Here is a 14,031-nt window from a genome sequence, read left to right as displayed (position 1 = left end):
CGCCCTGTTCACTGGACGAACGCGATGTTGGACACTTTGGGGCCATCACCGTTGTGTTGCAGGCTGATTCGCATCCGCCAGTGCCGCGGTTCGGGTTGGACGGTCCCGGCGATCGTGGTGCGCACTGAGACCGCCAGCAGGACATCGGCCCGGTCGCCGTCCACCGATTCCAGGCCGGCCTCGGTGACGGTGCCTTCCGACTCCGAATGCGCCTGTTTGACGACGTCGACGAAGGGCCGGGATCGCTGACTGAAGTCGTCGCGGAACGCCCCGGTCGTCGAATCGATGATGCGCTGCACATCGGAGTCGGCCTGCGCATAACTGATCGTCGTCAGGTTGATCGCCGCTTGACGCGCCACCTGGACGTAGCTCTCGCGCTGCTGCTGCGCCTGTTGGATCTGGTGGTCGCGGTAGCCGAGCCAGCCGACCGCACCGGCCAGCGCAGCCACGGCCACGATCGCGCCTGCCGCCGCTCGGCGGTCTATTCGCTCGGGGGCAACAACATCGTCTGCCATGTCTGATCCTTCCGCTGGGGGGCCAGGTCGGCCCGGGTGTGGCGCTTGCCGTCTGGGCCGACGTAGCTCCCGGTCTGCGGGTCGTAGGGAATGAAGGCGACCGGCGGCGCGGGCGCAGGGGCATGCGGCGGATCCTGCGGCACCGCCTGACCGGACAAGGTGGCGTTGGGATCGCCCTTCCAGTTGTAGCCGTCGTTGAGCGGGATGTACGACTCGTCGCTCTCGCACATCTCGACCGTGGGCGCACGTTTGGCGGGATCGTTCTCGCAGGGAATGTTGCGTGCCCCACGCACATTGAGGTCCGAGTCCTGTGGAACGCGGCAGTACAGCTCGCCGGCGGGCCGATCCGGGTAGTCGACCGAGCTGGGCGCCCGCTGTTGGCGGGCCGGCAGGAATCCGGTGTTGCACGGCGGCGGGTAATTCATATTGAGGTTGAAGTCCAGGTAGATGCCGCGATAGGGCGTGTTGAGGCCCGAGTCGGCCAGCGTGATCGCCGACATCACCGCGGTGCCCTGCGGAAACAGCACCAGCAGCTGCTCGATGCCCTGGTGGAAGGTCACCGCGATCTGACCGAGGCTGACCATGTTGGCCAGCAACACCGGCAGCGCCGGGGCCACCCGGCCCAGCAGCGCATTGGCCTCATCGAGCGCCGGGGCGCCGACGTTGAGCAGGCCCGCGAACGCCCGGTCCTCGGCGTTGAGCTGGCCGGTGATCGAGGCCAGCCGCTGCGCCCACGTCGCGATCGAATCCGCGGTGACTACTTGGGAATTCAGCACCGGTGGGGTCTGATCGATCAACTGCGCGAAGGGTTGCGAGGCCTCGCCGCCTTCGATGGCCAGCGAGGTCGATCCGGCGACAATGCGGGACAGTTCGGCACCCAGACCGCCCACCGCTTTGTCCGCCTCGTCGATCACGGTGCGCAGATCGTCGTGCGGGATCGCCAGCAGGGCACGGTTGGTGGCGTCGAGCAGGTTGGCGATATCGGCGGGAATGCGCACCTTATCCGCCGTGATCACATCACCGGCACGCAGCATCCGCTGATCGGCGGCCCTGGAGGTCGGGGTGAGTTCGAGGAACTGCTCACCGATCGCCGAGCGGCTGTGCACCGCGGCCGTCACCTGCGCGGGCACCTTGATCGCGGAGTTCAGCTTCAGCACCGCACGCACCCCGTCGGCGTCGACGTCGATGGCGCTGACCCTGCCGATCTCGGTGCCGCGGTAGGTCACCACCGATGTCGGGTACAGCCCGCCGGACGCCGGCAGTTCGACGGTCACCGTGTAGCGGCCGATCCCGAAAAGCGCCGGGACCTTAACGAAACCGAACGCCATCACCCCGCCGGCGACGAGGGTGACCGTCGCCAGGATCGCCAGCTGGGTCCAGACGGTGCGGGACAGCCGAAACACCTCAGTACCCCCCGAAGTGGTAGGGGGCGATCAGCGGGTTACCGGCGGTGTATGGGCTGGGCATCTGACCGACGGTTCTCCCCCACTGCATTTCCAACTCGGTGAGGTCGCCTTCCCACCGTGTTCCGGTGAACAGGCCGCTGTCGATCCGGCTCAACGTCAGATCAACGACCAGACTGATATTGGCGAAGTCGCCGCGAAACCAATTGGGGATGTTGCTCTTGACCCAGGGGTAGGTGGACAAGAAGTCCAGGCCCTGCGTCAGCGCCGGACCGGCGTCGGCCAGCGAGCGCAACACCGGGGCGATGTTGCGCAGGTTGGCCACCAGGGCCTCCCGGCTCTGGTCGACGGTGGAGACCGCGATGGCACTGAACTTTCCGAGCGCGTCGACGGCGTCGGCGATCTTGGTGCGCTGCTGCGCCAGCATCGCCAATGCCTGCGGGATCGTGGTCAGCGCCTTGTCGACGGTGCGGTTCTGCCGGGCGAATTGGCCGACCAGACCGTTCAGCTTCTCGGTGGCCGAGATGATGTCATCGGTCTGATCGTTGAGTGCGGCGATGAAGGTGTCCAATTGCGTGAGCAGGCTGCGCATGTCGCTCTCACGTCCCGCCAGCGCGCGAGCAAAGCTCTGGTTGATCTCCTGCAGCTGTGCCAATCCGCCACCGTTGAGCAGCAGCGAAACCGACGCCAGGGACTGCTCGGTGGTCGGATAGGTGGCGGCCTTCGACAGCGGGATGACCGCGCCGTCTTGCAGTTCGCCGCGCGGCGGCTCGTCGGTCGGTGGCGCCAACTCAATATGCATCGAACCGAGCAGGCTGGTCTGTCCGACTTTGGCGGTGCTGTTCGCCGGCAGGTGCACACTGTTGTCGATGCGCATGGTCACCAGCGCGTGCCAGTCCTGGACCTCGATCTTGGTCACATTGCCCACGTTGACGTCGGCGACCCGCACCCGTGAGTTCTGCTGAATGACCACGACATCGGGTAACTGGGCCGAGATCGTGTAGCTGCCGTCGCCGCGTCCGGTGCCCGGCAGGCTCAGCGAGTTCAGGCCCCGCCACCGGCAGCCGCTGGCCCCGAAGGCGACGGTGATGCTCAGCGCGATGACCACTAGCCGCCTCACGGGGTGCCCTCCGGTGGCGACGACGGCAGCAGCAGGCCGGGCAGGCCCAGCTCGGGGTCGAGGGGTTGGCGGGGCGGCTCGGCCGGCTGTTGGGCGGCGCCCGGCCGGAGCCGGTCTTCGCTGTAGGTGATCTCGTTCGGTCGCGCCGCCGTGCCCACGAACGGGTTGCCGCCGATCGGCAGGAAGTTGTACTGGCGGTTCTTGATGATCGGCGCCAGATATTGCACGCACAACTTCGATGCCTGCAGTGAGTTCGCCCGCGCCAGAGCTTCGATTCCGCCGCAGATGAATTGGACGGTGGTGGCGAAGTTCCCGAGCGCCATCACCCCGGTGATCGCACTTTGGGCCGGCTGGTAGATGTTCACAAAATTCTGGAACACCGAGGGGGCGATGTGCAGCACCTGTTTGAGGTCGCCACGGCTTTCGTTGAGTGCGGTGGTGATCGCCGTCAGGTGATCGACGGTGACGCCGAAGCCCTCCCGGTTCTCGCCGATGAATCCGCGTAGGTCGTTGACCACGCCGTCGAGGCTCGTCATCGCGTCGGCGAATTCGCGGGGCGAATTGTTCAGCAAGGTGGTGATATCGGCGAGGTTGACGTTGAACGCCGCCAGCAGGTCGCTGCTGGAGGTCAGCGCCGAGACCAGCAGTTGCATGTTGCGGACCGTGCTGAAGATGTCGGTGCTGTGATCGCCCAGCGCCGACATCGCCTGCGACAGTTTGATCACCGTCTCGCGTGCGGTGTCGCCCTGACCCCGCAGGTTGGCCGCCGCGGTGTTGACGAATGCACCGACGGCGCTGCGGCCGGCGGTGTCAGACGGCTGCAGGGAATCGGTGAGCTTCTCCAGCTGCTGCCGGAAGTCGTCCCATTCGACCGGAACCGCCGTGCGGTCCTGCGGAATGCTGGCACCGTCGGCCAGTTCGGGACCACCGGTGTAGGCCGGGACAAGCTGGATCGCCCTGGCGCTCACCAACGACGGCGACAGGATCGCCGCCCGCACATCGACGGGGACCTGGTATTGGCGGCCGACGGAGAAGGTCACCTTGGCGGTGTCCGGGAAGGGTTCGATGCGATCGACGGTGCCGACGGCAACCCCCAAGATGCGGATCTCGTCGCCGGTGTAGAGCCCGTTGGTGTTGGTGAAGTAGGCGGTGTAAACGTGCTTGCGCAGCTGCGCCCAGGGCGGTCCGGCCACCAGCAACACTGCGATGACAAGGCTTGACACCAATACGGCCGCGGTCGCCAGCCGCAGGAGTCGCGCGCGGCTGGCCGGCAGGGTTACACCGGCCACGGAGTGGGTGCCCATGTCAGTTGCCCCCGTCTGCCGCCGGACCGAGCGCGGGCGGGCCTGGGGGTGGTCCGCCCGGTGGCGGCGCCGGGAGCGGTTCTCGGTAGGGATAGCGCGGGTCTCCGGGTTTGCCGGTGATGGCGTCCGGCAAGGTCAGATTGGGTTCGCCGCCCTGTCCGGTGCGCGGAAACGGCATCGGCAGTGGCGGGGTGCCGGGCTGGCCGACGGCCGGGTCGTTCAGCTGCGAGGGCAGCAGCACATTGGGGTCCAGACCCAGATCGGAGAAGGCGGCTTCGATGGCCGGCTGCGCCAGTTGGCCCGGGATCAGGTTCACCACTGAGGCTTTGAAGAACGGCCCGGATCCCAGCACCTCGCCGAACGACATGGCGTAGCGGCGAAACAGGTAGAGCGTGCGCTGCAGGTCGGCTCGGCGGTTGTCGAGGATCGCCAGGACGCCGTTGAGCTTGTCCACCGCGGGCTTGAGCTGCTGGCGGTTGTCGTCGACCACGGCCGACACCTGTCGCGACACCGCGGTCAGGTTGGTCATCAATGCGTCGACGGAATTGCGTTGCGACAACAGCTCGCTCAGCAGGGCGTTGCTGTTGGCGACCAGGCCGGCGATCTGTTCGCTGCGCCGGGCCAGCACGCCGGTGACGTTGTTGGCGTCGGCCAGCAGTTGGCGCAGCGTGGCGTCGCGTTTGTCGAGGGTGTCGGAGAAACGAGCCACTCCTTGCAGTGCCATCTTGAGGTCCGGTGGGGTGTCTTTGAAGGTCTCGGCCAAGGTGGTCAGCGCCGAGGACAACTGCGTGGTGTCCAGGCCGCTGATGACGGCGGTCAGATCTCCCAGGGCATCCGGCAGGTCGTAGGGCGAGGTCGTGCGTTCGACCGGTATCGGACCGGTGAGATGGCCGTCGCCGCGCGGGGTCAGTTCCAGGAACTTGTTGCCCAGCACGGTTTCGGTCTTGATCGCGGCCTCGGTGCGGTCGCCGAGCACGACTCCCTTGCGGACCGTGAACGTCACCCGGACCCGGTTGCCCTCCAGCCGCAGACCGGCAACCCGGCCGACGTCGAGTCCCGACACCCGCACGTCACTGTTGGATTTGATGCCGCCGGCCTCGGTGAAGTAGGCGGCGTAGTCGGAGGTGCCCTTGACCAGCGGCAGCCTGTCATAGCTGAACACCGCCACCACCAAGGCGATCAGCAGGAGTATGCCGGTGACGCCGACCGCTGGCCGGTTGCGCTCGGCCAGCGGCTTGATGGTGATCCGCGGCAGTTTCGGTCTGGTCATTTCGGGGCGCACCGTCCGGTCGTCTGGTTCATGATCTTGGAGTAGAGCGGTTGGCCGCCTTTGCCATTCACCTTGATCACCAGGTCACACATGTAGAAGCCGAAATAGTCGCCGTAGAGCCCGTTGCGCGCCAGAACCTGGTAGGCGTCGGGCAGTGTCTTGACCAGATCGTCGACATAGTCGCGGTCGGCCATCACCTGACCGGCGGCCCGATCGGTTTGCGTCACCACATCACGAATGGGTTCGCGGGCCACGGTCAGTAGGTCGGCGACCGAGCCGGCGGCGGCGTTGATGTAGGCCACGCCCTTGGTGATGTCGGTGCGGCGATCCGCCAAGCCCTGGACCATCTGGGTCAGCGAGTCCAGCCCGTGGCCGAACTCGCGGTCGCGGGTGCTGAAGGTGCCCAGCACGGTGTTGAGGTTGGTGATCACCTGGCCGATCAGCTCGTCGCGGCCGGCCAGTGTCGTGGTCAATGCCGAGGTCTGCGCCAACACCGAGGCGATGGTGCCGCCCTGGCCCTGAAACACCTTGAGCAGCTCGCCGCTGAGCGCGTTCACCTGGTCGGGGTCCAATGCGCGGAACAGGGGCCGAAAGCCGCCGATGAGGGCATCCACGTCGAGTGCGGGTTCGGTCCGCGTCAACGGAATGGTCTGGCCCGGTTGAAGGGTGCGTACCGACCCCGCGCCTTGCTCCAACGACAGGTAGCGGTCGCCGATGAGGTTCTCGTAGCGCACCGCGGCCCGGGTGCCCTCGGTGAGCGTCAGCCCTCGGTCGATCAAGAAGTCGACCGTGACGGTGCCGTCGGGACGCAGCGCCATGTTGGTGACCTTGCCGATCTCGACACCGGCGATGCGAACGAAGTTGCCGCCCTTGAGTCCCGACACGTTGGTGAACTCGGCCCGATAGCCCACCCGGGAGTCGAATCGGAACTGCCCGAAGACCGTGACCAGGATGAAGATGAACACCAGGCACGTCACCGTGAACAACACGACCCAGGTCAGGGTCTTGCCGATATTGCCTCTCATGGCGACTCCGGCCCGGGCGCGGGCGGTCCGGGATAGCGGATTCTTGGCGGTTCGGGCTCCGGCTTGGTGACCGGGAAGTAGTTGGCGAAGCCGGGAAAACCGATGCCCGGGTTGGGCCGAACGTCCAGGCCGGTGCCGAATCCGGTGTCGGTCACCAGATACTTCACCGGGAAGTTCTTGCTCACGTCGGGCAGCGAGCCGCAGCTGGGCCTGCCGCCGGGTCCGCCCCGGGCGTTGACCAAAGGCAAGTTGTCGGGGTAGCGATACGGGTCGTCGCCGGCGAGCATCGCGGCGTCCATGATGACCGATCTACCGTTGCCGCCCATGGCGTCTCGTCCGCCGTTCTCCAGGAACCATTGCGCCCCTTGGAACAGGCAGGTGTAGGTCGGCGAGTACTCCTCGAGCAGATCGGTGGTCGGCGCCATCAAGTTGAGCGCCTGAACCAATCCGGGCTGGTTGGCACCGATGGTGTCGATCCCGGTCGCGGAGAACCCGACCGCGGCGAGCAGCAGCGCGTCGAGTTCGCCGGCCTGGCCGGACAGGGTGGTGCTGGTGGTGGACGCGGAGTCCAGGATTTCCAGGATGTTCTGCGCGGCAACGGAATATGCCTGAGTGGTCTGGCCGAACAGTTGCCAGTCGCGCTGCACGGTCGGCATGCGTGGGTTCACCGCCGTCAGCATCGTGTTGGCGCCGGTGATGGCCCGCCCGATGACGTCTCCCCTGCCCCGCACCGATTCGGCCACCGCCGAGAGCACCGAATTGAGCTTGGCGGGGTCGATGGCGTGCACCACCGCCTGCAGATTCTCGAACATGGTGTTGACTTCCACCGTCACGTTGCGTGAACGCAGCACCGCGCCGGCCTTGAGCCGTTGGCCACTGGGTCCGCCGGTCGGAATGACCAGATCGACGTACTTGGCGCCGAACGCTGTACTGGACTTGATCTCGGCTTCGATGTTGCTCGGCAGGAAGCCGAAGGGCCGCGGGTACATCTTCAGATTCAGGGTGGACAGTCGGGAGTGATCGTTCCCCGGCTGGCTGCCAATGGATCTCACCTCGCCGATCTGAATACCGCGAAGTTTCACCTTCGCCCCGTCCTCCATCACCAAGCCGGCTCGATCGGAGACCAGCGTGAGCGGGACATAGCCCCGGAACGCTCCGGAGAACAGCAGGGCGGTCATGGCGCACAAGGCCACGATCACCACCACCAGGACGGGCGACCACCAGATCGGGTCGATCCCGCCGCGGCGGGATCTGTTGTGGGTGCTGATGCTCATCGACTCACCCCGCCTCACCCCGCCTCACCCCGACAAGTGGAAGTTGCCGGACTGTCCGTACACAGACAGCGTGATGGTCAGCAGCACAAACACCGTCGCGGTGACCGAGGTTCGCACGGCGCGGCCGACGGCCTCGCCAACCCCGGCCGGGCCACCGCTGGCGGTGAAGCCGTAATAGGTGTGCACCACCATGACCGCGGTGGCCATCGACAGCGCGGCCAGAAACGACCACAGCAGATCGGTGGGTTCCAAGAAGGTGGAGAAGTAGTGGTCGTAGACGCCCCGTGACTGTCCGTAGATCACGGTGGTGCCGAAGCGAGTCGCCAAGAACGCCATCAACACGGCGACGGTGTAGAGCGGGATCACCACCAGAACACCGGCCACGATCCGGGTGGCGGCAAGGTAGGTGATCGACCGAATGCCCATTGCTTCCAGCGCGTCGATCTCTTCGTTGATCCGCATCGAACCGATCTGCGCGGTCGCACCGGCACCGATGGTCGCGGCCAGCGCCACCCCGGCGGTGGCCGGGGCGATGAACCGCACGTTGAGGAAGGCGCCCAGGAAGCCGGTCAGTGCTTCAATTCCGACGTTGGACAAGGTGTTGTAGCCCTGCACCGCGATCAGGGCCCCGGTGGACAAAGTGAGGAAGCCGACGATCACCACGGTGCCGCCGATGACGGCCAGCGCGCCGGCCCCCATTCCCATCACCGCGATCAACCGCAGCACCTCGCCGGGGTAGCGGCGGATCGCATCCCCGATGGCGGCCAATGCGGCGCCGTAGAAGGCGGTCTGTTCGCCCACCCGCCGGGCAGTGTCGGCGGCCGTCACGGCGCGACCTTCACACCGAAAGCGGTGGCCAGGATGTTGATCAGAAACAGCGCCATGAACGCGAAGACGACGGTCTCGTTGACCGCGTTGCCCACCGCCGTTGGGCCACCGCCCACCGACAACCCCTTGTAGCAGGCGATCAGTCCGGCAGACAGGCCGAACAGCAGCGCCTTGATCAGCAAAACCACCACCTGCGGCAGTCCGGTCAACAGGGTCATCCCGGCGACGAAAGCGCCCGGCGTGACGTGCTGCACGAACACCACGAACGCGTAGCTTCCGGTCAGGCCCACCACCGCGACCACCGAATAGAGCATCACCGCAACGAATGTCGCCGCGATGACGCGGGGAACCACGAGTGCCTCGACGGGGTTGACGCCGATCACTTTCATGGCGTCGATCTCCTCGCGAATCGTGCGGGCACCCAGATCTGCGCACATGGCGGTGGCGCCCGCGCCCGAGACGACGATGGCGGTGACCACCGGGCCGACCTGGGTGACGGCTGCCAGCGCCGCGCCGGCACCGGACAGATCAGAGGCGCCGATCTCCAGCAGCACGATGTTGAGGGTGAAGACGATGAGCACGGTGTAGGGAATCGACAGCATGATTGTCGGGACGATCGACACCCGTGCCACGAACCAGATCTGGTTGATCAGTTCGCGCCAAGCCCACGGTGGTCGCGCCATCGCCGCGAACGTCTCACCGGCAAGCACGACGAAATCGCCGACCGCGATCGCGGGCTTGGACCAGGAGAGCCCGCTCATCGCTGCCTGCCTGTGGTGTGCGCCAACGCGTCAGCCCGTTCGCGCGCGTACGAGCCGTCCAGTCGACGACGACTCCGCCACTGCCCCACCAGATGCGCATGTCACTGCTGATCTCCCGCGCATTGCCACTCCCCTCCTGTAGTGGGCCGAACAGTAGAAGTGCAGGAATTAGCTGTCAACGACCCCAAATGGCCTACTACCGCGCTGTTCACGGAAGCTGCTGGTTGCCAGGCGCCGGCGATTTGGCGCACGGCGATTTAATCGAACCGACCCGAACGACGACACTCATCGCGTCCCGCAGCGCGGTTTGCGGGCCGTGGCGCACACTCGATAGCACCCGACTCGATAGCACCCGATCGGAAGGACCCCCAGCCATGGCGACGACGATGACGCGCTGGGAACGGCGGGTGGGCGCCGGCGACTGGGATGCCGTGGCCGCCGAGCTCGACGAGTGCGGCGGCGCGCTGCTGCCCCGGCTGTTGACGGTCACCGAGGCCGCGCGGTTGCGGCGTTGCTACGCCGACGACGAGCGCTTCCGCGCCACCGTCGACATGCAACGCCACCGCTACGGGTCCGGGCAGTACCGGTATTTCGCGGCGCCGGCACCCGATCCCATCGATGCGCTCAAGCGGGCGCTGTATCCGCGTCTGCTGCCGATCGCCCGGGACTGGGCTACCCGACTGGGCCGCGACACGCCCTGGCCCGACGACTTCGACGCATGGCTACACCAGTGCCACCGTGCCGGCCAGACCAAACCGACCGCCCTGATGTTGCACTACGGCCCCGGCGACTGGAATGCGCTGCACCGGGACCTCTACGGCGAGTTGGTGTTTCCGCTACAGGTAGTGATCAACCTCAGCGACCCCGCCGTCGACTACACCGGGGGCGAGTTCCTGCTCGTCGAGCAGCGCCCGCGTGCGCAGTCTCGGGGCGTGGCCGTGCAACTGCCGCACGGCCACGGTTATGTGTTCACCACCCGCGATCGCCCGGTGCGCTCCACCCGCGGCTGGTCGACGGCGCCGGTGCGCCACGGCGTCTCACCGATCCGCTCGGGTGAGCGCTTCACGCTGGGGCTGATCTTCCACGACGCCGCTTGAAAGACACCGCTTTAGCGCACGGTCGCCTTACGCCGCAGCATGATCACGTTGTCGGTCAGCACTCCGTTTTGGCCGTCGGGCCCGACGGCGTCGCGCTCGGCCGTCCCGAGCCGCAGCAGCTCCCACTGCTGCTCATCGAGGTCCAGCCCGGCCAGTACCTCTTCGGCCGTGGCGAAGTGATGCTCGTGGACGTGCTCGCCTGCCCACGGCGGCGCGGCGGCATGGTCGACGATCAGCAGCCGTCCGCCCACCGCCACGGCGTCGGCGGCCCGACGTAGCGCCGCTTCGCGGTCCAGTGGCACCGGCGAGTGCAGGAACTGCGCCGACACCAGGTCGAATCGGCCGGCCGGGAAGCTGGTGGACAGATCGTGGCGCTCGAAGCGGATACGCGAGATCACCTGGCGCTCTTGAGCCGCGGCGCAGGCCCGTTGCAGCGCGTTGGCCGAGACATCGACCGCAACCACCTGCCAGCCGTCTTCGGCCAGCCAGATCGCGTCGGCGCCTTCACCGCAGCCCAGATCGAGCGCCCGCCCAGGGGCCAGGTCGGCGGTGATCTCGGCGAGTTGAACGTTGACCTTTCCGCTCCACACCCGTCCGTCGCCACTGTAGAACTCGTCCCAGAATTCGCGTGGGTCGCGCAGTGCGTCGGTCATCGGTCTGTGTTCCTTTCATTCATGACTGGCGGCAGCGGCAATCCGTAGTCGTCGGCGGCCAGGCTCTGCACCACCGCCGCCGCGGCGCGGGAGCCCGCCGCGATCGCGGTAGCCACCTGTGGCATCTCCGCCGTCAAATCCCCGGCGGCGAATACCCCGGGAATCGAGGTGCGGCACAACGGATCGACACCGACGGGGTCTTGGGCCACGGGACCAGGTTCCGCGACAGCCACACCGAGGCGCTCGGCCAGCTGGTCACGTTGGCGCAGAGTGGTCGCGACCAGTAAGCCGCGCCTGGGGAACCGCTCACCGTCGGCGAACACCACCGCCGCCAGCTCGCCGTCGTGCGCGTCCAGCGCAGCCACCGGCCGTTCGTCGATTTCGACGCCGGCTTGGGCCAGTCGGCTGCAGTCGTCGGCGCCCAGCTCGGTCGGACCGTTGGTGAGCACCACGATGTCGTCACTCCAGCACCGCAGCAGCAGCGCCATGTGCACCGCCCGGGCGCCGTCAGCCAGCACCGCCAACGGCAGATCCCGCACCTCCCAGCCGTGACAGAACGGGCAGTGGAACACCGAACGGCCCCACAGCTGCGCCACGCCGGGGAGATCCGGTGGCAGGTAGGTCATTCCGGTGGCCAGCAGCACGCGGCGTGTTCGTTCTTCGCGACCGCCAAGAAGCCGCACCACGAACCCGCCGTCGACGCTTTCGATTTCTGCCACTTCACCGGAGCGGATCTGCACACCGTACGAGGCGAGTTCGTCGCGGCCTAGCCTGTAGAGCTCGGCCGGCGGGCGGCCGTCGTGGCCCAGCAGGCCGCCGATTCCGTGTGCGCTGCGGTTGCTCTGCTGGCCCGCGTCGACCAGCAGGGTGTTACGCCGGGCACGGCCCAACACCAGACCGGCGCTGAGTCCGGCCGCGCCGCCGCCCACCACGATGCAATCCCAGATTTCGCTCATGCATCGAGCATGCAGGCCGCATCGCAATACAGCACGCTCGTTTGCCATCCAGGCAAAGGGAGCCCACTAACCCTCCTTCGGAAAAGACGCACTCGTGCTTTCCGTGCCGCCGAAGATTCTGGCAACCTGGATTGCTATGCAGGCAAGCACGGATGACGGTGGCGTCGACCTACGGGTGCGGCGTCGACTGCGTGAGCTGCGCACCCAGCAGGGGCTGACCTTGGAGGACGTGGCGACGCGCGCCCGCATCGATGTCTCGACATTGAGCAGGCTGGAATCGGGCAAGCGGCGCCTGGCGCTGGATCATCTGCCCCGGCTGGCCGAGGCGCTGTCGGTCAGCACCGACGAGTTGCTGCGCGCCCCGCAGCATCAGGACCCACGGGTGCGAGGCACCTCGCACAGCCACAACGGCATCACCTACTGGCCACTGACCCGGCACGGCCCGGCCGGGGGTCTGCATGCTTTCAAGATCCGCGTCGGTATGCGCCGTCGCCGCCCCGCCGAGTTGCCGGTGCACGAGGGCCACGAGTGGATGTACGTGTTGTCCGGCCGGCTCCGGTTGGTGCTGGGCGACGACGACTTCCTGATCGGGCCCGGTGAGGCCGTCGAGTTCTCCACCTGGACACCGCACTGGTTCGGCGCGGTCGATGGTCCGGCCGAGGCGATCGTGATCTTCGGAACCCACGGCGAACGCGTGCACCTGCACGACTGACGCGCAGGCCGGCGGCTACAGGTAGGCCGTCTGGTTCACCAGGCGCACCGATGCGGGTCCGTCGCCGTAGAACTCGGCGATGCTCAGCGACGCCAGGTCCAGGTGCAGCCGGTACAAGATGGCGGGGCCGGCGTCCAGCGCCAGCCGCAGCACCGTCTTGATCGGAGTCACGTGCGACACCACCAGCACGGTGGTGCCGGTGTGGTCGGCGACGATTCGGTCGCGGGCGGCCATCACCCGCTGCTGCACGGCATCGAAGCTCTCCCCGTCGGGGGGCCGCGTGGACGTGTCTTTGAGCCAGCGCCGGTGCAGGTCGGGATCGCGCTCGGCGGCCTCGGCGAAGGTCAGCCCCTCCCAGGCCCCGAAATCGGTCTCGGTCAGATCCTCATCGACGGTCACGTCCAACCGCAGCAGTCTCGCGGCCGCCTCGGCGGTGTCACGGCAGCGCTGCAGGGGTGAGCTGACGACCGCCGCGATACCGCCGAGCTGGGCCAGGTAGCGCGCCGCCGCATCGGCCTGCTGGCGGCCGGTGTCGGTCAGCGGCGGGTTGCCGCGACCGGAGTAGCGCCGGTGCACCGACAGTTCGGTCTGCCCGTGCCGCAGCAACAACAGCCGAGTAGCCGTTCCCGTCGCGCCGGTCCAGCCGGGAGCCGTGGGCGCAGGCACAGCCGGCTTCTCCGCCGGCGTCTCGATCCCGGCAGCGACGTCCATCGCCTCGTTGGCGAGCCGGTCAGCATGGGAATTCTGCTCCCGCGGAATCCAGGAGTAGCGGACATGGTCGAACCTCGAGGCCAGCTCGCGAGCCTGCCGGTGCAGCGTGATCAGGTCCGGATGCTTGACCTTCCACCGGCCGGCCATCTGCTCGACCACCAGCTTGGAGTCCATGAACACCGCTACCTCGGCGGCACCCAACCGGGCCGCCTCGGTCAATCCCGCGACCAGGCCCCGGTATTCGGCGACGTTGTTGGTGGCAACACCGATGGCCTCCTTGGCCTCGGCGAGCACCGAGGTGCGGTCGGCGGACCACACCACCGCCCCGTAGCCGGCCGGGCCCGGGTTTCCGCGTGACCCACCGTCGGCTTCAACGACGACCTTCATCCCCCCACCTTCACC

At 67.2% G+C, this 14,031-nt stretch carries 14 protein-coding genes; 2 read left to right on the top strand and 12 right to left on the bottom strand.

All coding sequences use genetic code 11. The features are described 5' to 3' along the window. Positions 1-8: 8 nt before the first annotated feature. Genes ACJH71_RS12375 through ACJH71_RS12335 form a run of 9 tightly spaced genes read right to left on the bottom strand, consistent with a single transcriptional unit; the run spans position 9 to position 9,500 of the window. A complete protein-coding gene (locus tag ACJH71_RS12375; RefSeq protein WP_406758314.1) occupies positions 9-515 on the bottom strand; it encodes a tetratricopeptide repeat protein in 507 nt (168 codons plus the stop codon). Then, positions 482-1,918 carry an MCE family protein gene (locus tag ACJH71_RS12370; RefSeq protein ID WP_406758313.1) on the bottom strand — a complete coding sequence of 479 codons (1,437 nt, stop codon included), beginning with the start codon at positions 1,916-1,918 and terminating at the stop codon, positions 482-484. Before ACJH71_RS12370 ends, ACJH71_RS12375 begins: the two co-directional genes overlap by 34 nt. Before the next feature lies 1 nt (position 1,919). After that, the gene (locus tag ACJH71_RS12365; RefSeq protein ID WP_406758312.1) at positions 1,920-3,038 is read right to left on the bottom strand and encodes a virulence factor Mce family protein; all 1,119 of its coding nucleotides are present in this window, start codon (positions 3,036-3,038) and stop codon (positions 1,920-1,922) included. Continuing rightward, positions 3,035-4,342 carry an MCE family protein gene (locus ACJH71_RS12360; RefSeq protein ID WP_406758311.1) on the bottom strand — a complete coding sequence of 436 codons (1,308 nt, stop codon included), beginning with the start codon at positions 4,340-4,342 and terminating at the stop codon, positions 3,035-3,037. The genes ACJH71_RS12365 and ACJH71_RS12360 overlap by 4 nt, the downstream gene beginning before the upstream one ends. Before the next feature lies 1 nt (position 4,343). Beyond that, positions 4,344-5,612 (bottom strand): MCE family protein, encoded by a 1,269-nt coding sequence (locus tag ACJH71_RS12355; protein ID WP_406758310.1) that lies wholly within the window; start codon positions 5,610-5,612, stop codon positions 4,344-4,346. Beyond that, positions 5,609-6,637 carry an MCE family protein gene (locus ACJH71_RS12350; protein WP_406758309.1) on the bottom strand — a complete coding sequence of 343 codons (1,029 nt, stop codon included), beginning with the start codon at positions 6,635-6,637 and terminating at the stop codon, positions 5,609-5,611. Before ACJH71_RS12350 ends, ACJH71_RS12355 begins: the two co-directional genes overlap by 4 nt. Continuing rightward, positions 6,634-7,911 (bottom strand): MCE family protein, encoded by a 1,278-nt coding sequence (locus ACJH71_RS12345; RefSeq protein ID WP_406758308.1) that lies wholly within the window; start codon positions 7,909-7,911, stop codon positions 6,634-6,636. Before ACJH71_RS12345 ends, ACJH71_RS12350 begins: the two co-directional genes overlap by 4 nt. 24 nt (positions 7,912-7,935) lie before the next feature. Next, positions 7,936-8,739, bottom strand: coding sequence for an ABC transporter permease (locus ACJH71_RS12340; RefSeq protein WP_406758307.1), 804 nt, complete (start codon positions 8,737-8,739; stop codon positions 7,936-7,938). Next, positions 8,736-9,500 (bottom strand): MlaE family ABC transporter permease, encoded by a 765-nt coding sequence (locus ACJH71_RS12335; RefSeq protein WP_406758306.1) that lies wholly within the window; start codon positions 9,498-9,500, stop codon positions 8,736-8,738. Before ACJH71_RS12335 ends, ACJH71_RS12340 begins: the two co-directional genes overlap by 4 nt. Positions 9,501-9,886: 386 nt before the next feature. On the opposite strand from ACJH71_RS12335, the gene ACJH71_RS12330 reads away from it, so the two are divergent. Further along, positions 9,887-10,597 carry a 2OG-Fe(II) oxygenase gene (locus ACJH71_RS12330; RefSeq protein ID WP_406758419.1) on the top strand — a complete coding sequence of 237 codons (711 nt, stop codon included), beginning with the start codon at positions 9,887-9,889 and terminating at the stop codon, positions 10,595-10,597. Positions 10,598-10,608: 11 nt separating this feature from the next. On the opposite strand, the gene ACJH71_RS12325 is transcribed toward ACJH71_RS12330, so the two are convergent. Both ACJH71_RS12325 and ACJH71_RS12320 read right to left on the bottom strand, forming a co-directional pair. Continuing rightward, positions 10,609-11,250 carry a class I SAM-dependent methyltransferase gene (locus ACJH71_RS12325; RefSeq protein WP_406758305.1) on the bottom strand — a complete coding sequence of 214 codons (642 nt, stop codon included), beginning with the start codon at positions 11,248-11,250 and terminating at the stop codon, positions 10,609-10,611. After that, the gene (locus tag ACJH71_RS12320; RefSeq protein ID WP_406758304.1) at positions 11,247-12,206 is read right to left on the bottom strand and encodes an NAD(P)/FAD-dependent oxidoreductase; all 960 of its coding nucleotides are present in this window, start codon (positions 12,204-12,206) and stop codon (positions 11,247-11,249) included. The genes ACJH71_RS12325 and ACJH71_RS12320 overlap by 4 nt, the downstream gene beginning before the upstream one ends. Before the next feature lie 136 nt (positions 12,207-12,342). Between ACJH71_RS12320 and ACJH71_RS12315 the strand changes: the two genes are divergently transcribed. Beyond that, positions 12,343-12,918: a helix-turn-helix domain-containing protein gene (locus ACJH71_RS12315; RefSeq protein WP_406758303.1), complete on the top strand. Its 576-nt coding sequence runs from the start codon at positions 12,343-12,345 to the stop codon at positions 12,916-12,918. Positions 12,919-12,933: 15 nt separating this feature from the next. Here ACJH71_RS12315 and ACJH71_RS12310 read toward each other — a convergent pair whose 3' ends face one another. After that, positions 12,934-14,016, bottom strand: coding sequence for a bifunctional RNase H/acid phosphatase (locus ACJH71_RS12310; RefSeq protein WP_406758302.1), 1,083 nt, complete (start codon positions 14,014-14,016; stop codon positions 12,934-12,936). Positions 14,017-14,031 lie beyond the last annotated feature (15 nt).

It is taken from the genome of Mycobacterium sp. SMC-15 (assembly GCF_045310925.1).
In the GTDB taxonomy this organism is placed as follows: Bacteria; Actinomycetota; Actinomycetes; order Mycobacteriales; family Mycobacteriaceae; genus Mycobacterium.
The sequence above is the reverse complement of the archived record's forward strand: the minus strand, read 5'-3'. Positions and strand labels throughout refer to the sequence as shown.